Origin of the sequence: Enterobacter sp. SST3 (assembly GCF_000286655.1) — a bacterium.
Taxonomy (GTDB): Bacteria; Pseudomonadota; Gammaproteobacteria; order Enterobacterales; family Enterobacteriaceae; genus Enterobacter; species Enterobacter roggenkampii.
Map to the genome: position 1 here is coordinate 149,025 of NZ_ALNS01000023.1, position 24,060 is coordinate 173,084.

15 protein-coding genes are annotated in these 24,060 nt (G+C 55.0%); 11 read left to right on the forward strand and 4 right to left on the reverse strand.

What is annotated here, in order from left to right; genetic code table 11:
• Nucleotides 1-27: 27 nt before the first annotated feature.
• From polB to B498_RS0121525, 4 genes are all read left to right on the forward strand, one after another.
• Nucleotides 28-2,385 (forward strand): DNA polymerase II, encoded by a 2,358-nt coding sequence (polB, locus tag B498_RS07835; RefSeq protein WP_008502012.1) that lies wholly within the window; start codon nt 28-30, stop codon nt 2,383-2,385.
• 128 nt (nt 2,386-2,513) lie between these two features.
• Complete coding sequence (gene rapA, locus B498_RS07830; protein WP_008502013.1) at nt 2,514-5,420, forward strand: RNA polymerase-associated protein RapA; 2,907 nt, start codon at nt 2,514-2,516, stop codon at nt 5,418-5,420.
• Between the two features lie 12 nt (nt 5,421-5,432).
• Nucleotides 5,433-6,092 (forward strand): bifunctional tRNA pseudouridine(32) synthase/23S rRNA pseudouridine(746) synthase RluA, encoded by a 660-nt coding sequence (rluA, locus tag B498_RS07825; RefSeq protein ID WP_008502014.1) that lies wholly within the window; start codon nt 5,433-5,435, stop codon nt 6,090-6,092.
• Nucleotides 6,093-6,400: 308 nt separating this feature from the next.
• Entirely contained in the window at nt 6,401-9,913 is a 3,513-nt protein-coding gene (locus B498_RS0121525; protein ID WP_008502015.1) for an autotransporter outer membrane beta-barrel domain-containing protein, read from the forward strand.
• 60 nt (nt 9,914-9,973) lie between these two features.
• On the opposite strand, the gene djlA is transcribed toward B498_RS0121525, so the two are convergent.
• A complete protein-coding gene (gene djlA / locus B498_RS07820; RefSeq protein ID WP_008502016.1) occupies nt 9,974-10,789 on the reverse strand; it encodes a co-chaperone DjlA in 816 nt (271 codons plus the stop codon).
• Nucleotides 10,790-11,028: 239 nt separating this feature from the next.
• Between djlA and lptD the strand changes: the two genes are divergently transcribed.
• The 6 genes from lptD to apaH are packed head-to-tail and all read left to right on the forward strand — an operon-like array spanning nt 11,029 to nt 17,758.
• Nucleotides 11,029-13,380: an LPS assembly protein LptD gene (gene lptD, locus B498_RS07815; protein ID WP_008502017.1), complete on the forward strand. Its 2,352-nt coding sequence runs from the start codon at nt 11,029-11,031 to the stop codon at nt 13,378-13,380.
• Nucleotides 13,381-13,433: 53 nt separating this feature from the next.
• The gene (surA, locus tag B498_RS07810; RefSeq protein ID WP_008502018.1) at nt 13,434-14,720 is read left to right on the forward strand and encodes a peptidylprolyl isomerase SurA; all 1,287 of its coding nucleotides are present in this window, start codon (nt 13,434-13,436) and stop codon (nt 14,718-14,720) included.
• Nucleotides 14,720-15,706 carry a 4-hydroxythreonine-4-phosphate dehydrogenase PdxA gene (pdxA, locus tag B498_RS07805; RefSeq protein ID WP_008502019.1) on the forward strand — a complete coding sequence of 329 codons (987 nt, stop codon included), beginning with the start codon at nt 14,720-14,722 and terminating at the stop codon, nt 15,704-15,706. Before surA ends, pdxA begins: the two co-directional genes overlap by 1 nt.
• On the forward strand, nt 15,703-16,524 hold the full coding sequence (gene rsmA / locus B498_RS07800) for a 16S rRNA (adenine(1518)-N(6)/adenine(1519)-N(6))-dimethyltransferase RsmA (protein ID WP_008502020.1): 822 nt from the start codon (nt 15,703-15,705) through the stop codon (nt 16,522-16,524). The genes pdxA and rsmA overlap by 4 nt, the downstream gene beginning before the upstream one ends.
• A gap of 3 nt (nt 16,525-16,527) precedes the next feature.
• Nucleotides 16,528-16,905, forward strand: coding sequence for a Co2+/Mg2+ efflux protein ApaG (gene apaG, locus B498_RS07795; protein ID WP_008502021.1), 378 nt, complete (start codon nt 16,528-16,530; stop codon nt 16,903-16,905).
• A 4-nt stretch (nt 16,906-16,909) separates the two neighbouring features.
• Nucleotides 16,910-17,758: a bis(5'-nucleosyl)-tetraphosphatase (symmetrical) ApaH gene (gene apaH / locus B498_RS07790; RefSeq protein WP_008502022.1), complete on the forward strand. Its 849-nt coding sequence runs from the start codon at nt 16,910-16,912 to the stop codon at nt 17,756-17,758.
• 41 nt (nt 17,759-17,799) lie between these two features.
• On the opposite strand, the gene folA is transcribed toward apaH, so the two are convergent.
• From folA to kefF, 3 genes are all read right to left on the reverse strand, one after another.
• Nucleotides 17,800-18,279 (reverse strand): type 3 dihydrofolate reductase, encoded by a 480-nt coding sequence (gene folA / locus B498_RS07785; RefSeq protein WP_008502023.1) that lies wholly within the window; start codon nt 18,277-18,279, stop codon nt 17,800-17,802.
• Nucleotides 18,280-18,393: 114 nt separating this feature from the next.
• The gene (gene kefC / locus B498_RS07780) at nt 18,394-20,259 is read right to left on the reverse strand and encodes a glutathione-regulated potassium-efflux system protein KefC (protein ID WP_008502024.1); all 1,866 of its coding nucleotides are present in this window, start codon (nt 20,257-20,259) and stop codon (nt 18,394-18,396) included.
• Nucleotides 20,252-20,782 (reverse strand): glutathione-regulated potassium-efflux system oxidoreductase KefF, encoded by a 531-nt coding sequence (kefF, locus tag B498_RS07775; protein ID WP_008502025.1) that lies wholly within the window; start codon nt 20,780-20,782, stop codon nt 20,252-20,254. The genes kefC and kefF overlap by 8 nt, the downstream gene beginning before the upstream one ends.
• A gap of 351 nt (nt 20,783-21,133) precedes the next feature.
• Here kefF and B498_RS07770 point away from each other — a divergent pair, with 351 nt between their 5' ends.
• A complete protein-coding gene (locus B498_RS07770; protein ID WP_008502026.1) occupies nt 21,134-24,055 on the forward strand; it encodes an autotransporter outer membrane beta-barrel domain-containing protein in 2,922 nt (973 codons plus the stop codon).
• Nucleotides 24,056-24,060: the final 5 nt, after the last annotated feature.

A 24,060-nucleotide genomic window follows, 5' to 3' on the forward strand; every position in this document is an offset into this window, starting at 1 on the left:
CCTGGTTTTGTTTTATGGGATAACGGCGTGGCGCAGGCGCAAGAAGGCTTTTTACTGACCCGACACTGGCGGGATACGCCTCAGGGCACCGAGGTTGAATTCTGGCTGGCAACGGACAACGGCCCGCTGCAGGTGACGCTGCCGCCGCAGGAGTCCGTGGCGTTTATTCCTGAAGCGCACGTCGAAAAAGTGAAGCAGCTGCTGCGCGGTGAAAACGGCTGGCGCATTACCCCGCTTGAACTGAAAGATTTCCACCGTCAGCCGGTTCACGGCCTCTACTGTCGCGCCCATCGTCAGCTGATGCGCTATGAAAAACTGCTCCGTGAAGCAGGCGTGACGCTCTACGAAGCGGATATCCGCCCACCGGAACGCTTTCTGATGGAGCGGTTTATTACCGCGCCCGTCTGGGTCGATGGTTCTCCGCAAAATGGCGGTCTCATCAACGCGCGGCTAAAGCCGAACCCGCATTACCGCCCGCCGCTGAAGTGGGTCTCCCTGGATATCGAAACCACCCGTCACGGCGAACTGTACTGTATAGGACTTGAAGGCTGCGGCGATCGGGTTGTCTATATGCTTGGGCCACCGAATGGTGATGCCTCCGCGCTGGATTTCCGGCTTGAGTATGTTACCAGCCGGCCGCAGCTGCTGGAGAAGCTCAACCAGTGGTTTGCCGACTTCGATCCCGACGTTCTGATCGGCTGGAATGTGGTGCAGTTCGACCTGCGCGTGCTGCAAAAACACGCCGAGCGTTACCGCATCCCGCTGATGCTCGGGCGCGGCAACAGCGAGCTTGAGTGGCGCGAACACGGTTTTAAGAACGGCGTTTTCTTCGCACAGGCGAACGGCCGCCTGATTATCGACGGCATCGAGGCGCTCAAGTCCGCCTTCTGGAACTTCTCGTCATTCGCCCTCGAAGCGGTGGCGCAGGAGCTGCTTGGCGAAGGCAAATCCATCGACAACCCCTGGGACAGAATGGACGAGATCGACCGGCGCTTTAACGAAGACAAGCCCGCGCTCGCCACCTATAACCTGAAAGACTGTGAGCTGGTCACGCGGATTTTCCACAAAACCGAGATCATGCCCTTCCTGCTGGAGCGCGCGACGGTAAACGGCCTTGCGGTCGACAGGCACGGCGGCTCCGTGGCGGCCTTTAGCCACCTCTATTTCCCACGAATGCACCGTGCGGGCTATGTTGCGCCCAACCTCGGAGACGTGCCACCGCAGGCCAGCCCCGGCGGCTACGTGATGGACTCCCGGCCTGGCCTGTATGACTCGGTTCTGGTGCTGGACTACAAAAGCCTCTACCCGTCGATTATCCGCACCTTCCTGATCGATCCCGTCGGGCTGGTAGAAGGCATGGCGCAGCCGGACGACGCCCACAGCACCGACGGTTTCCTCGGCGCCCGTTTTTCGCGGGAAAAACACTGCCTGCCCGACATCGTGGGCAACATCTGGCACGGCCGCGATGAGGCCAAGCGCCACGGCAACAAGCCCCTTTCTCAGGCGCTGAAAATCATCATGAACGCCTTCTACGGGGTGCTGGGCACCAGCGCCTGTCGCTTCTTCGACCCGCGGCTGGCGTCGTCGATCACCATGCGTGGGCACGAGATCATGCGTCAGACTAAAGCGCTGATTGAATCCCGGGGCTATGACGTCATCTACGGCGACACGGACTCCACCTTTGTATGGCTTAAGGGCGCGCATTCCGAAGACGATGCCGCGCAAATCGGCAAAGCGCTGGTTGCCTTCGTGAACGACTGGTGGCAGGAACATCTGCAGAAAGCGCGCTTAACCAGCGCGCTGGAGCTGGAATTTGAAACCCATTTTGCCCGCTTCTTAATGCCCACCATCCGCGGTACCGATCAGGGCAGCAAGAAGCGCTATGCCGGGCTGATTCAGGAAGGCGACGCGCAGCGGATGGTCTTTAAAGGGCTCGAGACAGTGCGTACCGACTGGACGCCGCTGGCCCAGCAGTTCCAGCAAACGCTCTATCTGCGGGTATTTCGCAATGAGCCGTATCAGGACTACGTGCGCGAGACGATCGCCAGCCTGATGGCAGGCGAACTTGACGCGCAGCTGGTGTATCGCAAACGCCTGCGCCGCCCGCTCGCGGAGTACCAGCGCAACGTTCCTCCGCACGTTCGCGCCGCGCGCCTCGCGGACGAAGAAAACGTCCGCCGTGGCCGCGCGCCGCAGTATCAGAATCGGGGAACCATCAAATACGTCTGGACGATAAACGGTCCGGAACCGGTGGATTATCAGCACTCGCCTCTGGATTATGAACACTATCTGACGCGTCAGCTTCAGCCGGTTGCCGACGGAATTTTGCCCTTCATCGACGATGATTTTGCTACACTAGTGACAGGGCAACTTGGCCTATTTTGACGCGTGACGAAATGGCTGCCATCCAGTACCATAGCGCCCTTTCCATTCCCGGACCCATTTTTCGATGACCGTCTTTTTTGACGGTGGTCGAACTATTGCCTGCAATTAAAGATTAGAGCCGAACAACTATGCCTTTTACACTTGGTCAACGCTGGATCAGCGATACAGAAAGCGAACTTGGATTAGGAACCGTCGTTGCCGTTGATGCGCGCATGGTTACCCTCCTCTTCCCTGCCACCGGTGAAAACCGCCTGTACGCCCGCAATGACTCCCCTGTAACCCGCGTGATGTTTAATCCGGGTGACACCGTGACCAGCCACGACGGCTGGCAGCTCAAGATTGAAGACGTAAAAGAAGAGAATGGACTGCTCGCCTACATCGGCACTCGCCTGGACACCGACGAGGCCAATGTCATCCTGCGCGAAGTGCTGCTCGACAGCAAGCTGGTGTTCAGCAAGCCGCAGGACCGCCTGTTTGCCGGGCAAATCGACCGTATGGATCGCTTCTCCCTGCGCTATCGCGCGCGTAAGTTCCAGAGTGAACAGTACCGCATGCCCTGGAGCGGCCTGCGCGGCCAGCGCACCAGCCTGATCCCCCACCAGCTGAACATCGCCCATGACGTGGGCCGTCGCCATGCGCCGCGCGTGCTGCTGGCAGATGAAGTGGGCCTGGGTAAAACCATCGAAGCGGGTATGATCCTGCACCAACAGCTGCTTTCCGGCGCTGCCGAGCGCGTGCTGATTGTGGTGCCAGAAACCTTACAGCACCAGTGGCTGGTTGAGATGCTGCGCCGCTTTAACCTGCGCTTCTCTCTGTTCGATGACGAACGCTACGCCGAAGCCCAGCACGATGCGGACAACCCGTTTGAAACCGAACAGCTGGTGATCTGCTCCCTGGACTTCGTGCGCCGCAGCAAGCAGCGTCTTGAGCATTTGTGCGATGCCGAGTGGGACCTGATGGTGGTCGACGAAGCGCACCACCTGGTCTGGAGCGAAGACGCGCCGAGCCGCGAATATATGGCTATCGAGCAGCTTGCCGAGCGCGTGCCTGGCGTCCTGCTGTTGACCGCTACGCCGGAACAGCTGGGTCTGGAAAGCCACTTCGCCCGTCTGCGCCTGCTCGATCCAAACCGTTTCCACGACTTCGGGCAGTTTGTGGAAGAACAGAATAACTACCGTCCGGTTGCGGATGCCGTCGCGCTGCTGCTGGCGGGCAAGCGTCTTTCTGATGATGAACTCAACACCCTGAGCGATCTGATTGGCGAGCAGGATATCGAGCCGCTGCTGCAGGCCGCTAACAGCGACAGCGACAACGCGGAATCCGCGCGTAAAGAGCTGATCGACATGCTGATGGATCGCCACGGCACCAGTCGCGTCCTGTTCCGTAACACCCGTAACGGTGTGAAAGGGTTCCCGAAACGCGAGCTGCATACCATTAAGCTGCCGCTGCCGACGCAGTATCAGACGGCAATTAAAGTTTCCGGCATCATGGGCGCGCGCAAAACGCAGGAAGAGCGCGCCCGCGACATGCTCTACCCGGAACAAATCTACCAGGAATTTGAAGGCGATACCGGCACCTGGTGGAACTTCGATCCGCGCGTAGAGTGGCTGATGGGCTACCTGACCGCGCACCGCTCCCAGAAGGTGCTGGTGATCTGCGCCAAGGCGGCCACCGCGCTGCAGCTGGAGCAGGTCCTGCGCGAGCGCGAAGGCATTCGCGCCGCCGTGTTCCACGAAGGCATGTCCATCGTTGAACGCGACCGCGCTGCGGCGTGGTTTGCCGAAGAGGACAGCGGCGCTCAGGTTATGCTCTGCTCTGAAATCGGTTCTGAAGGCCGTAACTTCCAGTTCGCCAGCAACCTGGTGATGTTCGATCTGCCGTTCAACCCGGATCTGCTGGAGCAGCGTATTGGCCGTCTGGATCGTATCGGTCAGGCGCACGATATTCAGATCCACGTGCCGTATCTGGAAAAAACGGCCCAGTCCGTGCTGGTGCGCTGGTTCCACGAAGGTCTGGATGCGTTTGAACATACCTGCCCGACGGGCCGCACCATTTACGATCAGGTGCACGGCGATCTGATCGGCTATCTGGCCGCGCCGGAAAACACCGACGGCTTTGACGATCTGATTAAGTCCTGCCGCGAGAAGCACGACGCGCTGAAAGCGCAGCTTGAACAAGGCCGCGACCGCCTGCTGGAGATCCACTCCAACGGCGGGGAAAAAGCGCAGGCGCTGGCTGAGAGCATTGAAGAGCAGGATGATGACACCAGCCTCATCAGCTTCTCCATGAACCTGTTCGACATCGTGGGCATTAACCAGGACGACCGCGGCGAGAACCTGATTGTCCTGACCCCGTCCGATCACATGCTGGTGCCAGATTTCCCGGGCCTGCCGGAAGATGGCTGCACCATCACCTTCGAGCGTGATGTGGCGCTGTCCCGCGAAGATGCCCAGTTCATCACCTGGGAACACCCGCTGATCCGTAACGGGCTGGATCTGATCCTCTCTGGCGATACCGGCAGCAGCACCATCTCGCTGTTGAAAAACAAGGCGCTGCCCGTAGGCACGCTGCTGCTGGAGCTGATCTACGTTGTGGAAGCGCAGGCGCCGAAACAGCTGCAGCTCAACCGCTTCCTGCCACCAACGCCGGTGCGTCTGCTGCTGGATAAAAACGGCACGAACCTCGCAGGACAGGTTGAATTTGAGAGTTTCAACCGCCAGCTGAGCGCGGTGAACCGCCATACCGGCAGCAAGCTGGTCAATGCGGTGCAGCAGGACGTGCATGCCATTCTCCAGCAGGGTGAAACCCAGATTGAAAAAGCGGCCAGAGCGCTGATTGACGCCGCGCGCAGTGAAGCCGACGAGAAACTGTCTGCAGAGCTGTCGCGTCTGGAGGCGTTGAAGGCCGTGAACCCGAACATCCGTGACGACGAGCTGGCGGCGATTGAAAGCAACCGTCAGCAGGTGCTGGAAAGCCTGGATCAGGCAAGCTGGCGTCTGGATGCCCTGCGTCTTATCGTTGTGACGCATCAGTAAACGGAGCGCAAGATGGTGATGGAGCCGTACAATCCGCCGCAGGATCCCTGGCTGGTCATTCTGTATCAGGATGAACACATTATGGTAGTCAACAAGCCCAGCGGGCTGTTGTCCGTGCCGGGTCGTCTGGATGAGCACAAAGACAGCGTGATGACGCGCATTCAGCGCGATTATCCTCAGGCGGAGTCGGTCCATCGCCTGGACATGGCGACCAGCGGCGTGATTGTGGTGGCGCTGAACAAAGCGGCAGAACGCGAGCTGAAGCGCCAGTTCCGCGAGCGCGAGCCGAAGAAGCAGTATGTCGCCCGCGTCTGGGGTCACCCGGCGCAGGCGGAAGGGCTGGTGGATTTACCGCTGATCTGCGACTGGCCGAATCGGCCAAAGCAGAAGGTGTGTTATGAAACCGGTAAGGCCGCGCAAACCGAGTATGAAGTGCTTGAGTACGCGCCGGATAATACCGCGCGCGTCCTGCTTAAGCCGATTACTGGACGTTCACACCAGCTGCGCGTGCATATGCTTGCGCTGGGTCATCCGATTCTGGGCGACCGCTTTTACGCGCCGCCTGAAGCGCTGGCCTTAGCGCCACGTCTGCAGCTGCACGCGCAGACGCTTACCATCACCCATCCGGCCTTCGGTAACGCGATGACGTTTAAAGCCCCGGTCGATTTTTAAATTCCTGATGTGAATATTTACTGTCAGCTCACTGTCGACGGTAAATATTCACACAGCATATATATCTCCCCTGCTCATCTGAAAACCCGCCCAAGTTCATTCACGATAATTATCTCTTCCTTAAATAACACTCAGTATTTTTAGAAAGACTAAGGTTTGGATTAAAAAATATTAAATTGAACACGATGCAATTTATTACTGATAATCCAGCTCATTTTAAGGAAATACTAACTCTACCCTATCCAAACGGAGTTATTTTTCTACTCAACAGCCACACTTAGTTTACTCATTGATTCACAAGGAAGTGTATGAACCGTTCGTATAACATCGTCTGGAATTGCGCCAGAAATATGTACATCGTTGCCTCGGAGTTTTCAAAAGGGGACAGCAAAGTTAAATCCTGCGTACGCGCCGGAAGCGCGATCGCAACGTTTATCTTGTCAGGTGTTGTGAGTACCGCACACGCCAGTGACACGACGTTTGTTGCAGCCCCGGGTAATAACACCATCAGTGGTGAATATTCAACGACGAGCCCTAATACCTCGGCGGTATCCGCCTCTGGCTCTGATGTCATCGTCACCGATAACGGCGCCTTAACGATATCCACAACCGGGGATGCAGGCATGGGGCTATCCGTGTCGAATGGAGCGAAAATCACGCTCGATGATTCGGGATCCACAATCCGCACTTCCGGGGAAGGCAGTCATGCGATAACCATTGTCGGTGATAACTCAGAAGCCATGTTGAACAACCTTACCGTTTCGACGGAAGGCGAGATCGCCTCTGCCGTATTGTTTAGCTCTAATGCAAAAGGCACCATTGACGGGGGGAGCTATACGGCGACGGGAGAGGGTTCTTATGGTGTTGAGATATTGAATGGCGCAGACCTGACGATAAAAAACGCGACCATTACGACTTCCGGGTATGGCATGGCTCGGGCTATTGTTAACCGATATGCCACCCTTTCATTAGACAATGTGAATATAAACACCACGGGAGATTTTGGTAATGCAGGTATATATAACGACGGTGAATTGACCGGCTCAAACGTCACGATTACCACTACCGGAAGTCAGAGCTTTGGTATTCAAAACTATACCAACACATTTAATTTAGCGGCATCCCACGTTGAAACTTACGGTGAGCAGTCAGTTGGCATAATGAATACCGGACGCGCAGAACTCACTGATACTCATATCGTCACTCATGGGAAAAATGCTGACGCAATATCCTCTGACGGGGCAAAGAGCACATTCGTACTGAATAACGGTTCAGCGATCGCGTCCGGAGAAAATTCGCGGGCAGTGGCGATGACTCACGGTGGAACCCTTGAGGCGAACAGCACAGATATCACCAGCGAACAATCTGCTGCCATTGCCTTAGAAAGCGCCAGCAGCGCGACCGTCACCCACAGCAACGTTTCCGGTAGCAATGTCGCCTTCTCGTTCAGCGGTGGAAAAAATGTCGCTACGATTGACGGAGGGAGCATTACGGCAACCGCGTCAGGAGGAAGTGCTTTTGCGGTGGATTCCGGATCTGCCGATATTAACGTGAAGAATGTGCAAACGATGAACGCAGACAATCTGCTCACCGTGGCCAATACCACTGATGCAGTCACCCTTCGCGCTGAAAACAGCAAGCTGTCCGGCGCCGTTAAGGCCAGCGGTGATAACGTCAGCATGACGCTGGATGCGAACAGCCAATGGCTGCTGACGGCCGATTCCAGCGTCGGTAATCTTACCAGCAGCGGACGCATCACACTCGGCGATGAAAACGGCAGTACTGGTACACTCAATGTCGGTAATCTCACCCTTCGGGCTAACAGCCAAACTGATGTCTATCTTGACGCAAACGCGACCGATGCGCCGATTGTCGCTCAGAATGCGACGCTTGATGGCACACTAAATATTACAGGTTACGGTAGTGCCAGCACGCTTTCCGCGGATAGCGCCTTCACGGTGATTGACGCTGAAAATGCAATCAATGGCAATTTTACCAACCTCACCGTCGCGGGCATGGCATCTGGCTCCGTTGACTTCATCACCTTTAGCGGCACCATTGATCCCGCCGACGTGACCAATTACGTCCTGACACCGTCATTAACCTGGTATGCCAGCCAGAACCCAGCGGCAACAGCGGCTCACGGCACATTCACTCTGAACAATCCTGACGGCAGCTTTACGCTGAGCACGGCGCTTGTCGATCAAAATGCCGAAGCCACGACCGGATGGGACGGAAAATCGCTGACCAAAGAGGGGCAAGGTACGCTGATCCTTAATGCCGTAAACAGTTACAGCGGCACAACGGATGTCAACCAGGGCACGCTCTGGCTGGACGAGGCCGGCGTTATCGGCGTACAAAACAGCGAGCAGGCCGTGAATGTCGCGGCAGGCGCCACGTTTGGCGGTTCCAGCGGTGTGGTGAACGGCAATGTTAATAGCAAGGGCACCGTTCAGTTCAACGACACGCTAACGATCAATGGCGATCTGAGCAACGCAGGCAGCATTGTCAGCGGCAATATTGAAGGAACCAATGGTGCGACGACCGGCAACACGCTGATCGTAAACGGCGATTACACCAGCAACCAGGGTTCTGTGACGCTAAATACGCAGTTAGGCGACGACACGTCTCCAACCGATATGCTTAACATTACGGGGAATACGTCCGGGAACACCACCCTGTACATTAACAACGTTGGTGGTCAGGGCGCACTGACCCAAAACGGTATTGAAGTGATTCAGGTCGGCGGTGCATCAAACGGCACCTTTGTTCAGGGTAATCAGGTCCAGATTAACGCCTACGAATACCGCCTGTATCAGGACTCAGGGGACTGGTATCTTCGTTCCCAGGCCACGAGTGATAATGGCGACGTAACGCCTCAGTATCGTGCCGATATCGGTTCATACCTCAGCAACCAGTGGCTGGCTCGCGATCTGCAAATGCAGACCCTGTCAGACCGAGAAGGCAGTCAGTTCAAATCGGAAAACGGCACGACATGGGCGCGTTTCAAAGCAGGTAAGAACCAGTCTACTGCGGCAGAGAGCAATATTGATATCGACAGCAACTATTCCCAGTTCCAGATTGGGGGCGATGTTGCCGCCTGGAACAACGGCGAACAAAGCCTGGTGGTCGGGGTTATGGGTAGCTATATCAACGCCAGCAGCGACAGCACTGGCAATAAAGGTGCTGACGGCAGCCGCTTTAGCGCTGACGGTAAAGTCGATGGCTATAACCTCGGAGTCTATGCAACGTGGTTTGCCGATGCCCGACAGCATCAGGGTTTCTATGTCGACAGTTGGTATCAGTATGGGATGTACCACAACAGCGTAGATAACGGTGATGTTGGCTCAACGGATTACGATTCAAACGCCAACGCCGTTTCGCTGGAAACAGGCTACCGCTACGATATCGCACTCGGCGACAACACGCTGAGCCTCACGCCGCAGGCACAGGTCGTCTGGCAGGATTACAGTGCGGATGACATCAAAGACAGCAGCGGCACGACGATTGATGGGCAAAACGGCGAAAGCTGGACCACCCGTTTAGGCCTGCGCATTGACAGCAAGATGAATAAGTCGAACGACGCGGTTATCCAGCCGTTTGCGGAGGCCAACTGGCTGCATACCTCTGAAGACACGGCAGTCAACTTTGGTGACACACAGATCAAACAGGACCTTCCTGCCGATCGTGCGGAGCTGAAAGCGGGTATTCAGGCAAATGTGAGCAAGCAATGGAGCGTTATTGCCCAGGTCTCCGGACAGAAAGGTGATAATGATTACAGCGATGTAAACGGTAGCCTGAACGTACGCTACAGCTGGTAACGCTGTATAAAGGGCCTGGCAGCTCATGCTGTCAGGCCCTTCATCATTCTAAAAAGGGGCTTATTTGAAGCCTTTCTTCTCTTTAATCAGCTCGTACGCTTTCTGAATTTCCTGCGCTTTTTGCTTCGCCATCTCCATCATTTCAGGCGGTAAGCCTTTTGCAACGAGCTTGTCTGGATGGTGCTCGCTCATGAGCTTACGATAGGCACGTTTGATGGTGGTCTGATCGTCAGAGGGTTTTACGCCAAGCACGTTGCAGGCATCTTCCAGCGTCGGACCACGCTGCGCCTGCTGCCAGGCACCGCCAGAAGACTGCTGGTGATACCCGCCGCCAAACTGCGCGCCACCCTGCATCATGCGCAGGAACTGATCGAACTGCATACGGGAGATACCCAGCTCTTCCGCTATCACGTATAAAACATCGCGTTCGTTAGGGTGAAGCGAGCCGTCGGCGAAGGCCGCCTGAATCTGGATTTCCAGAAACATCCGAATTAAATCAAAACGGCCGAAGCAGATGCTGCGGAACTGGCGCATTTTTTCGCGAAGCGGGTAGTTATCGGATTTCCCGATGCGAAACGCATTTTGCGCCTCCAGGCGGGAGTCACCGTGCAGATTCATGCGATCCATAAAGACGCTGGCAATCTGAATATCGGCTTCCGTGACGCGCCCTTTGGATTTGGTTAAATGCCCCATCACCTCAAAAGTGGTGGAGAAAAAGAGTGACTGGCGCTCGCGCTGGTTGGCAAACCAGGCCATTTTACGGCTGCGCGCCTTATCAAACATATGGCCAATAATAAGCCCCAGCACTATTCCCCAGAACCCGGCACCCATGATGATGGCGAACGCAACGCCGATTATTTTACCCCAATACTGCATATACTCCCCGGATAGTCATATTCCTGGCCGACGCAACGTCATCATCACTGTGTTCAAGTCACGGTCAATTGAAGGACATCGCCTATAATTTGCTTTATCATACTCGTCATTCGATAGCGAGCCTAACACTCTGGCACGCAAACGGGCAGGATTAACGCTGGTACTGCGCAGATGAGTAAGATAGTCTCTGAGCGTTTGTAAGCCGTAGCCACTGATGACGGAACAATAAAATACAACGTATGAAAAAACGTATCCCCACCCTCCTGGCCACAATGATTGGCACCGCCCTGTACAGTCAACAGGGGCTGGCGGCCGATCTCGCCTCGCAGTGTATGCTTGGCGTCCCAAGTTATAATCGCCCACTGGTGAGTGGCGATACCAATAGCTTGCCGGTAACCATTACTGCCGACAGTTCAAAAGGGACTTACCCTGACAATGCCACCTTTACAGGCAATGTCGATATTAACCAGGGCAATAGCCGCCTGCAGGCAGATGAAGTGCAGTTGCACCAGAAGCAGCCGGAAGGTGCGGCCGAGCCGGTACGAACGGTGGATGCGCTGGGTAATGTGCACTATGACGACAATCAGGTCATCCTGAAAGGTCCGAAAGCCTGGTCAAACCTGAATACCAAAGACACTAACGTCTGGAAAGGTGATTACCAGATGGTGGGTCGCCAGGGGCGCGGTGACGCAGACCTGATGAAACAGCGCGGTGAAAACCGCTATACGATCCTGGAAAATGGCACGTTCACGTCGTGTCTGCCGGGTTCAAATACCTGGAGCGTGGTCGGGAGCGAAGTTATCCATGACCGCGAAGAGCAGGTCGCAGAGATCTGGAACGCCCGCTTCAAGGTGGGTCCGGTCCCCATATTCTACAGCCCTTATCTGCAGCTTCCCGTGGGTGACAAACGTCGCTCCGGTTTCCTGATCCCGAATGCCAAATACAGCACCACGAACTACTTTGAGTTCTACCTGCCGTATTACTGGAACATCGCGCCTAACATGGATGCGACGATCACGCCGCACTATATCCACAAGCGCGGTAACGTCATGTGGGAGAACGAGTTCCGCTATCTGACTCAGGCAGGTGCGGGTCTGATGGAGCTGGATTATCTGCCGTCGGATAAAGTCTTCCAGGACGAGCATCCCACTGAAGGTGATAAGCACCGCTGGATGTATTTCTGGCAGCATTCCGGGGTGATGGATCAGGTGTGGCGTTTCAACGTCAATTACACCAAGGTCAGTGACCCGAACTACTTTAACGATTTTTCGTCAAAATACGGTTCGAGTACCGACGGTTATGCAACGCAGATCTTCAGCGTTGGCTATGCGGTGCAGAACTTCGATGCGACGGTAACCAGTAAGCAGTTCCAGGTGTTCTCAAGCCAGACGGCGAGTACCTATGGTGCCGAACCGCAGTTGGACGTTAACTGGTACCAGAATGACGTAGGGCCATTTGACACCCGTATTTATGGCCAGGCAGTGCATTTTGTAAACACCAATTCCTCTATGCCGGAAGCCACCCGTGTTCACCTGGAGCCCGTCATTAACCTTCCATGGTCGAATGACTGGGCTAGTCTGAACACGGAAGCTAAGCTGATGGCGACACACTATCAGCAGAAAAACATAGATGATTACAACGCGAACCCAAACAATACCGGTCACCTGGAAGAATCAGTAAACCGTACGCTTCCTCAGTTCAAAATGGACGGTAAGCTGATCTTCGAACGCGATATGGATCTTCTGGCGGATGGCTATACCCAGACGCTGGAGCCACGTATGCAGTATCTGTACGTGCCTTATCGCGATCAGAGCAATATCAATAACTACGACTCTTCTTTACTGCAGTCTGACTACAGTGGCCTCTTCCGCGACCGTACCTACGGTGGCCTTGACCGCATCGCATCAGCGAACCAGTTAACGACCGGGGTCACATCGCGCGTTTATGATGATGCTGCCGTTGAACGTTTTAACGTTTCTGTTGGTCAAATCTATTATTTCACCGAGTCTCGCACGGGCGATGACAACATTAAGTGGGAGAAAGATAATAAGACGGGTTCGCTGATTTGGGCTGGCGATACCTACTGGCGTATGACCGATCGTTGGGGCCTGCGTGGTGGCGTTCAGTATGACACCCGTCTCGACAATATCGCTAACAGCACGGCGGCTATAGAATATCGCCGGGATGAAGATCGGATGGTGCAATTGACTTATCGTTATGCCAGTCCCGAATATATTCAGGCGACATTACCAAACTATGGTACTGCCGAGCAGTATAAAGACGGTATTTCGCAGGTGGGTGGCGCAGCGAGTTGGCCTATCGCCGACCGTTGGTCAATCGTAGGCGCTTACTACTTTGACACTAACACCAATAAAGCTGCTGACCAGATGTTGGGGCTGCAATATAACTCCTGCTGCTACGCGCTGCGTGTCGGTTACGAACGTAAGCTTAACGGCTGGGAAAACAATCAGAGCAAATACGATAACGTGATTGGCTTTAACTTCGAGTTACGCGGCCTGAGTTCCAACTACGGTCTGGGTACGCAGAAAATGCTGCGCTCGAACATTCTGCCTTACCGCAGTTCCTTGTAATGTGCTTGATTTGCAACGTAATCCGCTTTGCGGTTAATTGAAATGGAAAAAGTATGAAGAACTGGAAAACGCTGCTGCTCGGTGTCGCTATGGTTGCGAATACCAGCTTCGCGGCCCCCCAGGTTGTTGATAAAGTCGCTGCTGTGGTTAACAACGGCGTCGTGCTTGAAAGTGACGTTGACGGTCTGATGAAATCGGTGAAGCTCAATTCGGGCGAAGCGGGTCAGCAGCTTCCGGATGACGCCACGCTGCGCCATCAGATCCTGGAACGCCTGATCATGGATCAGATCGTTCTTCAGATGGGGCAGAAAATGGGTGTGAAGGTTACTGACGAGCAGCTCGATCAGGCCATCGCTAACATCGCAAAGCAGAACAATATGTCTTTAGACCAGATGCGCAGCCGTCTGGCCTATGACGGCATCAGCTACGCTACCTACCGTAACCAGATCCGTAAAGAGATGCTGATTTCGGAAGTGCGTAACAACGAAGTGCGTCGCCGCGTTACTATCCTGCCTCAGGAAGTGGACGCGCTGGCAAAACAGGTGGGTAACCAGAACGATGCAAGCACAGAGCTGAACCTGAGCCACATTCTGATCCCACTGCCAGAGAACCCTACGTCCGATCAGGCTGCGGAAGCAGAAAGCCAGGCGCGTTCAATTGTCGAACAGGCGCGTAACGGCGGTGACTTTGGCAAGCTGGCCATCACCTACTCCGCAGACCAACAGGCGCTGAAAGGCGGCCAGATGGGCTGGGGACGTATTCAGGAGCTGCCATCCCTCTTTGCTCAGGCACTGAGCACGGCTAAGAAAGGCGATATCGTCGGTCCAATCCGTTCAGGCGTGGGCTTCCACATTCTGAAAGTGAACGATCTGCGCGGCCAGAGCCAAAATATCTCCGTTACCGAAGTTCACGCTCGCCACATTCTGCTGAAGCCGTCACCAATCATGACTGACGATCAGGCGCGTGCGAAGCTGGAACAGATTGCGGCAGATATTAAGAGCGGTAAAACCTCGTTTGCGAAGGCAGCAAAAGAGTTCTCTCAGGATCCTGGCTCTGCTAACCAGGGTGGCGATCTGGGCTGGGCAGCGGCGGATATTTACGATCCTGCCTTCCGTGACGCGTTGATGAAGCTGAACAAAGGCCAGATCAGCGCGCCGGTACACTCTTCGTTTGGCTGGCATCTGATCGAGCTGATGGACACTCGTAACGTTGATAAAACGGATGCAGCACAGAAAGACAGAGCCTACCGCATGCTGTTTAACCGTAAGTTTTCTGAAGAAGCAGCCACCTGGATGCAGGAACAACGCGCCAGTGCTTACGTGAAAGTGCTGAGCAACTAATGAAACAGCATCGTGTTGTTATCACGCCCGGCGAACCCGCCGGGATTGGGCCTGACCTCGTTGTCCAGCTTGCCCAGCGCAGCTGGCCAGTAGAACTGGTTGTCTGCGCCGATGCAACACTGTTACAAGACCGGGCAGCGCTGCTCGGTCTGCCTTTAACGCTCATCCCTTACGTTGAAGGTCAACAGCCTGCACCGCAGCAAGCCGGTACCCTCACCCTTCTTTCTGTTCCCCTTCGTACGCCGGTCATTCCTGGCCAGCTCAGCACGGAAAACGGCCACTATGTCGTTGAAACCCTTGCGCGCGCCTGCGACGGTTGCCTGAAGGGCGAATTTGCCGCCCTGATTACCGGCCCCGTCCACAAAGGCGTCATCAACGAAGCGGGTATACCGTTTACCGGGCATACGGAGTTCTTTGAAGAGCGCTCGCACAGTCCGAAAGTGGTGATGATGCTGGCGACGGAAGAAATGCGCGTTGCGCTGGTGACCACCCATCTGCCGATCAAAGCGATTCCGGATGCGATCACGCCTGAACTCCTGCGCGAGATCATCGGGATTTTGCATCACGATCTGCAGACAAAATTTGGGATCCCGCAGCCGCATGTGCTGGTCTGCGGCCTGAATCCGCACGCCGGCGAAGGCGGGCACATGGGTACCGAAGAGATCGACACCATCATTCCGGTACTCAACGAAATGCGGGCGAAGGGGATGAATCTCAGCGGTCCGCTGCCTGCTGATACCCTTTTCCAGCCGAAATACCTGGATAATGCCGACGCCGTGCTCGCGATGTACCACGATCAGGGCCTGCCCGTGCTAAAATACCAGGGCTTTGGCCGCGGCGTGAATATCACCCTCGGTTTACCCTTTATTCGAACGTCCGTTGACCACGGTACTGCGCTGGATCTGGCAGGCCAGGGGAAGGCGGATGTCGGCAGTTTTATTACGGCGCTTAATCTCGCCATCAAAATGATTGTTAATACTCAATGACTAATCGAGTCCATCAGGGCCACTTAGCCCGTAAACGTTTCGGGCAAAACTTCCTTAACGATCAGTTCGTGATCGAAAGCATTGTCTCGGCTATTAATCCACAAAAAGGCCAGGCGATGGTCGAAATCGGCCCGGGCCTTGCCGCACTGACCGAGCCGGTAGGCGAACGCCTCGACGAACTGACCGTCATCGAACTGGACCGCGATCTGGCCGCACGCCTGCAAACGCACCCGTTCCTCGGGCCGAAGCTGACCATCTATCAGCAGGACGCCATGACCATGAACTTCGGCGAACTGTCAGAAAAAATGGGTCAGCCGCTGCGCGTATTCGGCAACCTGCCGTATAACATCTCCACGCCGCTCATGTTCCACCTCTTTAGCTATACTGATGCCATTGCCGACATGCACTTCATGTTGCAAAAAGAGGTGGTTAACCGCCTGGTTGCAGGCCCGAACAGTAAAGCGTATGGTCGTTTAAGCGTGATGGCGCAATATTACTGCAACGTGATCCCGGTACTCGAAGTACCGCCGTCAGCGTTCACACCACCACCGAAAGTGGATTCAGCGGTTGTGCGCCTTGTGCCGCACAAAACGAAACCGTACCCGGTAAAAGATCTGCGTGTACTGAGCCGCATCACCACTGAAGCCTTTAACCAGCGTCGTAAAACGATCCGTAACAGCCTCAGCAATTCCTTCACCGTTGAGGTGTTAGCTGAGCTTGGGATCGACCCGGCAATGCGTGCGGAGAACATCTCCGTAGAGCAGTACTGCAAGCTGGCTAATTACATCAGCGAAAATGCGCCGCCGAAGGAGAGTTAAGCCATGATTGATTCGCCCCGCGTATGTGTCCATGTACAAAGCGTTTATGTTGAATCACAGTCCTCACCGGATGAAGAACGTTTTGTCTTTGCTTACACCGTGACCATTCGCAATCTGGGGCGGACGCCCGTGCAGCTGCGCGGGCGCTACTGGCTTATCACCAACGGCAATGGCCGCGAAATCGAAGTCCAGGGGGAAGGTGTGGTCGGTGAACAGCCTCATATCGCCCCTGGCGAAGAGTACCAGTACACCAGCGGCGCGGTGATTGAAACGCCGATGGGTACCATGCAAGGCCATTATGAAATGGTCGACGTCGATGGCAATGATTTCCGCGTTGCCATTCCTGTGTTCCGTCTCGCCGTAACCACACTCATTCATTAATCTAATGTCTACATATCTGATTGGCGACGTTCACGGTTGCTACGATGAACTGATCGCATTATTAAAACAGGTCGACTTTACGCCAGGACAGGACACACTCTGGCTGACGGGCGATTTAGTCGCGCGTGGCCCCGGCTCCCTTGAAGTATTACGTTTCGTCAAATCGCTAGGCGACAGCGTGCGCATGGTGCTGGGCAATCACGATTTGCATCTGCTGGCGGTGTTCGCCGGGATCAGCCGCAACAAGCCTAAAGATCGCCTCACCCCGCTGCTGGATGCGCCAGATGCCGACGAGCTGATTAACTGGCTGCGCCGTCAGCCGCTGCTGCAGGTCGACGAAGAGAAAAAGCTGGTCATGGCGCATGCCGGGATCACCCCACAATGGGATCTTGAGACGGCGAAAACCTGTGCGCGTGACGTTGAGGCGGTGCTGGCGAGCGACTCCTATCCTTTCTTCCTCGATGCCATGTACGGCGATATGCCGAACCACTGGAGCGAGGATCTCAGCGGTCTGGCGCGTCTGCGCTTTATTACCAACGCCTTCACCCGCATGCGTTTCTGCTTCCCGAACGGACAGCTGGACATGTATTCCAAAGAGACGCCGGAGAGCGCGCCCGCTCCGCTAAAACCGTGGTTTGCCATTCCGGGGCCGGTGACAAGTGAGTACAACGTGGTATTTGGTCACTGGGCTGCACTGGAAGGAAAAGGAACGCCGGAAGGGATCTACGGTCTGGATACCGGATGCTGCTGGGGCGGAGAGTTAACCTGCTTACGCTGGGAAGATAAAACTTACTTTGTTCAGCCGTCCAACCGACAGCTGGATTTAGGGGGAGACGAGGCGGTTGCCTCCTGATATGCACTTCCCTCTCCCGGCCGGGAGAGGGAAAAAATCACTTAACGACGTTCCAGAATCTCGAAGCAGTAGCTGTGAGAATTCTGTGCATCCGCGTCGTGGAATTCACTGAATACCGATTCCCACTCGTCCGGATCGTAGTCAGGGAAATGGGTATCCCCTTCCACTTCCGCATCAATGTGGGTCAGATACAGCTTCTGCGCTTTTGGCAGGAACTGCTCGTACACGCGCCCGCCGCCAATCACCATGATCTCTTCGGCATTGCCGCATGCAGCAATCGCCTCGTCGACTGATTTTACCCATTCGACGCGATCGTCAGTGCCCGGCTGGCTGCTGATAACGATATTTTTACGGCCCGGCAATGGACGACCAATCGACTCCCAGGTCAGGCGGCCCATCACTACCGGCTTGTTTAACGTAGTACGTTTAAACCATGCGAGATCGGCAGGCAGGTTCCACGGCATGGCATTTTCCATACCGATAACGCGGTCCACCGCCAGCGCTGCAATCAGACTGATCATTGAAAATTTCCCGGATGCAAAAAATTGCCGCCACTATACGGAAAGCTTAATCTTTCGTCGACTGGCGGCAGGGTAAAGATAAAGAAATTTTTTATTATTGCTGGCAACTCCACTTCACGCGGAAGGTTTACTCTCCGGTTCGTCAGCCGGATCCCCGGTATGCTTGCCCTCTTCCGTTCCCTGCCAGCCGTGACGCTGGATCAGCGACAGGTGATTACGGTCCTCGTTAATGATTTCCGTCAGCATCGCGCTGGTGCGTTTAAACACCGCCGCACGCTCGGTGGCCGTACTCCCGGCCATCGCCGCCATCTCTTCCACCATCTCAGTATTAAAGCGGCGGAACAGGTCCGCACGCTCGCGCGCTTCGTACGCGCCGAGCCCCAGATTTTCCAGCGCCATGCGGCCAGACTTCAGCGCGCCTTCAAAGGTTTCACGCTCCGGTGCTTCTACCCCCGCCTGCCGCAGCCGGATATAGTGATCCACATCGCGGGCGCGGGAAATGATGGTCAGATTCGGGAAATGTTCTTTCGCCATTTCCACCATCTGCATGCTGGTCTCCGGATCGTCAATGGCGTTAATCAACACCTCCGCTTTTGCCGCCCCGGCAGATTCCAGCAGATCGACGCGGGTCGCATCGCCGTAAAACACCTTCATATCAAATTTTCGCAGGGTATCGACATGGTCGGGGTCGTGATCGAGGATAACCATTTTCACCCCGCTGGACAGCAGCAGACGGCCAACGATCTGCCCGTAGCGGCCAAATCCGGCAATAATGACGCGCGGCTGCTCTTCGTCAATTTCATCGGCTTCGCGCTCCTGCTCGCTACCCGATTTTTCCAGACGCGTCAGCACCACCAGCAGAATAGGCGTCGCGGCCATCGACAGCGCGACCGCGAGCGTCAGCGCTTTCGCCCATTCTGGGTCGAGGACGTTTGCCATCTGTGCTGCGCCAAAGACCACAAACGCAAATTCGCTCCCCTGCCCCAGCAGAACCGCAAACCAGTTGCGCTGCTTATTCGGCACCTTGAGCGGACGCGCAATCAGCCACAGCATCGCCATTTTAATGATCAGGAAGCCGACCAGCAGGACGACGATCCGCAGCGGATGCGTCACCAGCGTGCCGAAGTCGACGGACATCCCCACGCCGATGAAAAACAGCCCCAGCAGCAAGCCTTTAAACGGCTCGATATCGCTTTCCAGCGCGTGACGGTATTCAGAACTCGCCAGCAGAACGCCCGCCAGGAAGGCCCCCATCGCCATCGACAGCCCGGCCTCCTCCAACAGCAGACCGAAGCCAAACACCAGGAACAGCGCCACGGCGCTGAACACTTCGCGAAGGCCCGAGCGGGCAACGAACCGCAGCAGCGGACGGGTGACGTAGCGACCAAGCAGCACCACCAGCGCCAGCGCCCCCACCACTTTTAATGCCGACAGCGCAAACGCCCCCAGCGTCGTGGCGGAACCGCTGGCCGCCAGCAGTGGGATCATCGCCACCAGCGGGATAGCGGCAATGTCCTGGAACAGCAGCACCGAGAACGCGCTGCGTCCCATGTGGGAGACCGTCAGATTGCGCTCGTTCATGGCCTGCATGGCAATGGCGGTCGAGGAGAGCGCCAGCGTCATGCCGATAAGCTCTGCCACTTTCCAGTCCATGCCCAGCAGGATGCAGAACCCACCCAGCAGCAGGCCGCAGGCCACCATCTGCAGCGCCCCGCCGCCAAACACCGAGGCGCGAAGCTTCCACAGGCGCTGCGGATCGAGTTCCAGACCAATCACAAAGAGCATCAGCACAACGCCGATTTCAGCGAAATGGAGGATTGCCTCTGCATCCGTCACCAGTCGAAAGCCCCACGGCCCAATGACGCAGCCCGCAATCAGATAGCCGAGAACAGAGCCCAGTCCCAGGCGAACCGCCACGGGCACAATCAGCGCCGCCGCGCCGAGGTATATCAGCGCCTGTATCAGCGTATGGCTATCCATGGTGCGCCTCCTGCCACTCAAGTAAGCGTTGTTTATAATGGCGCGCCTGCGCCTGCAGCGTTTCATCGTCGCAGACAAAGGTGCAGTGCATCGCAAAAGGCGGGAGCCAGTTCAGCCCGCAATAAAGTGCGGTCGCCTGCAGCGGCTGTGCCAGAACCTCAAACCCCGGGAAGGAACCAATATCAAAGTGGCTTTCCCCTCCACCCGTGGTGACCGCCCACATCAGGCTTTTCCCTTTTAGGGCATGGCCATTGTGGCCATACGCCCAGCCGTGGGAGAAGACTTTATCAATCCATAATTTCAGGAGCGGGGGCGTGCTGTACCACTGCATGGGATGCTGCCAGACGATCAGATCGGCACGGGAGAGCGCCTCCTGTTCGGCGGCAATATCGATGTTGAAATCGGGATAGAGTTGATAGAGGGAACGTATCTCGACGTTTTCAAGCGTCCTTACCTGCTCAAGCATCCGCTTATTCGCATGCGAGTGCTGCGGATAGGGGTGCGCATAAATTATGAGTATCATCAAATGGCCTGTCTTCTTCTCTTCTTGTAGCAGTGAGTGTAGACAGTTAACCCGCCCGGTGAAAGGGGCGCAGCAGCCATGAAAAGGAAAGCGCAGCTATTGGTAATCATCATTCGTTGGACGATTTTTCCTCTCCAAAAAATCCAGGATGTGAATATCTCACTTCAATCCATAAAGGAATGAGATATTTTAAGAAAATCTAAAATAATTATTTAATAAATCGATCTATACATAAAACATTGAAAAAATAATAATTTTACGCTCTTTGTAGCGAGCTCATTCTTTTTCTCCGCATACTGACGTAATTTTAATACGTCGTATCGCGCCTTTCTAATTCAAATGGATGTGTAAATGAGCAACAAACATTTCAGACTCAATAAAACGACTAAAACTCTGGGAAGTCTCTTTCCTGCCCTATTGTTATTCACCCCCGCCGTCGCTTTTGCCAGCACGATTGACCAATCAACCTCAATTCCACAAAACTTCTCCACCGACGCTGAATACGTCATTAATAAAGACGTTACGATAACCTCTTCCGGGAATGAAGCTGCCGTGTCGGTCAATGGGATTGATGTTTCAAACGTTGAAAATATGGGAAATATTTCTGGTTACGGGAATGGACTTGATATTAGCACTGGAGCACAACGTTTAGTAGTGAATAACGAGGAAGGGGCGACAATTTCCTCTACTTCAGCGACAGGTGTTAATATTGATACCATGCAAGGGGACTTGATTAACAAAGGGAATATTACTGCGGCTGAAAATGGTGTTTTCGTCAGTAAAAACTCATCTGCTGTCAGTATTTCCAATACCGCTACCGGTCTTATTAAAGGCAAATCAGGTCTTAATGCTGAAGTAGGTGTTGCCATTCATAACGCTGGCACCATCAAGGGTACAGAAGTTGACGGTATTACCCTGAGCGATGGCAATATTAAGCTCACGAACACGGGTACCGTAGAGGGCCTTCAGCACGGAATCAACGTAACGAATACCGCTAAAGTCGACATCATAAACAGTGGTTCAATCGGTGGCGGCAATACGGCAATCTCCTTTGCCAGTAATAAAAATAATACGCTGGTACTCAATACCGGTTCCTCGTTCAACGGTGATGTGATCTCTACCGGCTCAACGGGAAATAGCCTCACGCTGGTTGGTGCCGGAATAGAAGACAGCAATTTTGTTGGCCTGAATAAGGGAGACGGTTTTGCCTCTGTCAAAATGGAGGGTGAAAGCTGGACGCTGACGGGCGATCTCGACGTGATCGGTTCTGGCGATTCCCTTCAGGTTAACAGCGGTGATTTAACGCTGGCGGGAACCGTCTCTAATAGCGGCAATACGCTGGTTACTAAAGATGCCTCTCTACAATTAGGCAATGGCCAAAAAACAGCTTCGCTCAGTGGCGGCCTGAAAAACAACGGTACGGTAATATTTAATCAGGGCAACAATTCCACTTTCGCCACCGATATGACCGGTAGCGGCAAGGTTGAGAAAGTAGATTCACACACCCTGACCCTCACCGGCAAGAACAGCTACACGGGCGATACTGTTCTGCACGGCGGCACCACCCTGGTCGCTAATGGTGCTACGCTCGGCGTAAAGAACAGTAACGCCACCGTCACCGTTGAAAATGGCGCTACGTTTGCTACTGCGGGTGAAGTGAACAATAACATTCATGTTCTGGCGGGCGGTACGCTGGCGGCATGGAATGCAGTCCAGGGTAACGCCACGCTCAGCGCTGCCGGCGTTGATACTATCAACGGCAACGTGGCTAATGGCGGCAAACTGTTGCTCAGCGCCGCCAATAACAGCGTTGGCAACAATTTCACCATTAACGGCGACTATACCGGCTCCGCGGGCAGCCAGATCGTGTTAAACAGTACGCTCGGTGAGGATAATGCACCAACCGACCATCTCACCATCACCGGGAGCAGCTTTGGCCAATCCGGGGTCAGCGTCAGCAACATGGGGGGGCTGGGCGCGCAAACCGTAAACGGGATGGAAATTGTCAGAGTTGGCGGCAGTTCAGAAGCTCAGCTCACCCTGGCAAAACCGGTTGTTGCGGGTGCGTATGAGTATAATCTTTATCAGCACGGCGACGGAAACTGGTATCTGGAATCGAAGGCAACGCCATCAGACATTCCGGCAGACGATACCGACAACGGCAATAATACCGACAACGGTGGTAATACCGACAACGGCAGTAACACCGACAATGGCGGTAATACCGACAACGGCAGTAACACCGACAACGGCAGTAACACCGACAACGGCAGTAACACCGACAACGGCAGTAACACTGACAACGGTGGTAACACCGACAACGGCAGCAATAGCGGTCCCGAAGTCATGGCTCCTGAGGTCGGCGCTTACTTAGGTAACTACCTTGCCGCGCAGAGCATGTTCCTGCACAAGCGTGACGATCGCGATCAGATCACCTTCCGTAACGAGGAAGATCTTAACACCTGGATGTACGTCAAAGGCCGCTACCATGAAAACAATGCGGGCGGTGACAAAGTCAGCTATGACACCACCACCACTGTCCTTCAGGTAGGCAGCGACTTCATGAGTAAGCCAATGGACAACGGCATCCTGCGTGCGGGTGGCATGTTCGGGGCAGGCCAGGCGAAGACCCACTCTGATGCAAAACACAACGTACGTGATGCGCAGGGCAAAGTGGATGGCTTTAACGTCGGCCTGTATGCAACCAGGCAGGAAGATCAGAAGCTGCGTCTGGGCAGCTACGTTGATACCTGGGCCGCCTATAGCTGGTACAACAATAAAGTGACCAGCAACCGTAATGATGAAGATTACGACAGTGAGGGCTTCGCGGCATCCGTCGAAGTGGGCCATGCATGGGTGATTGATTCAGAAAATGAGCGCACCTGGAAAATCGAACCTCAGGCGCAGGTTATCTACAGCTATCTGGATCAGGAAAACCATACCGATCGCGACGGCGTGCGGATTACCACGCTGGACAACGACGGTCTGTTTGGTCGTCTGGGCGTCAAATCAAGCTACTTCGAACAGAAAGACGTGAAAGCCTGGCAGCCGTACGTTGCCGTGAACTGGCTGAAAGGCGCAGGTCAGAACGATCTGGCGTTTAACGGCGAGACCGTCAGCAACGATACGCCGGAAGATCGCGGTCAGTTAGAGCTGGGCGTCACCGGCAACCTGAACGAAACCACGACGCTCTCCCTGCGCGCCAGCGGCGAGTGGGGTGAGAACAGCTATGCTGCTTATGGCGGTCATATCCTGCTGAACCACCGCTGGTAATCTTT

What these genes read in the sequence shown, in the direction of transcription:
- rapA (WP_008502013.1), top strand. Translation starts at nt 2,514, where the DNA reads ATGCCTTTTACACTTGGTCAACGCTGGATCAGCGATACAGAAAGCGAA.
- rluA (WP_008502014.1), top strand. Translation starts at nt 5,433, where the DNA reads ATGGTGATGGAGCCGTACAATCCGCCGCAGGATCCCTGGCTGGTCATT.
- B498_RS0121525 (WP_008502015.1), top strand. Translation starts at nt 6,401, where the DNA reads ATGAACCGTTCGTATAACATCGTCTGGAATTGCGCCAGAAATATGTAC.
- djlA (WP_008502016.1), bottom strand. Translation starts at nt 10,789, where the DNA reads ATGCAGTATTGGGGTAAAATAATCGGCGTTGCGTTCGCCATCATCATG.
- lptD (WP_008502017.1), top strand. Translation starts at nt 11,029, where the DNA reads ATGAAAAAACGTATCCCCACCCTCCTGGCCACAATGATTGGCACCGCC.
- surA (WP_008502018.1), top strand. Translation starts at nt 13,434, where the DNA reads ATGAAGAACTGGAAAACGCTGCTGCTCGGTGTCGCTATGGTTGCGAAT.
- pdxA (WP_008502019.1), top strand. Translation starts at nt 14,720, where the DNA reads ATGAAACAGCATCGTGTTGTTATCACGCCCGGCGAACCCGCCGGGATT.
- rsmA (WP_008502020.1), top strand. Translation starts at nt 15,703, where the DNA reads ATGACTAATCGAGTCCATCAGGGCCACTTAGCCCGTAAACGTTTCGGG.
- apaG (WP_008502021.1), top strand. Translation starts at nt 16,528, where the DNA reads ATGATTGATTCGCCCCGCGTATGTGTCCATGTACAAAGCGTTTATGTT.
- apaH (WP_008502022.1), top strand. Translation starts at nt 16,910, where the DNA reads ATGTCTACATATCTGATTGGCGACGTTCACGGTTGCTACGATGAACTG.
- folA (WP_008502023.1), bottom strand. Translation starts at nt 18,279, where the DNA reads ATGATCAGTCTGATTGCAGCGCTGGCGGTGGACCGCGTTATCGGTATG.
- kefC (WP_008502024.1), bottom strand. Translation starts at nt 20,259, where the DNA reads ATGGATAGCCATACGCTGATACAGGCGCTGATATACCTCGGCGCGGCG.
- kefF (WP_008502025.1), bottom strand. Translation starts at nt 20,782, where the DNA reads ATGATACTCATAATTTATGCGCACCCCTATCCGCAGCACTCGCATGCG.
- B498_RS07770 (WP_008502026.1), top strand. Translation starts at nt 21,134, where the DNA reads ATGAGCAACAAACATTTCAGACTCAATAAAACGACTAAAACTCTGGGA.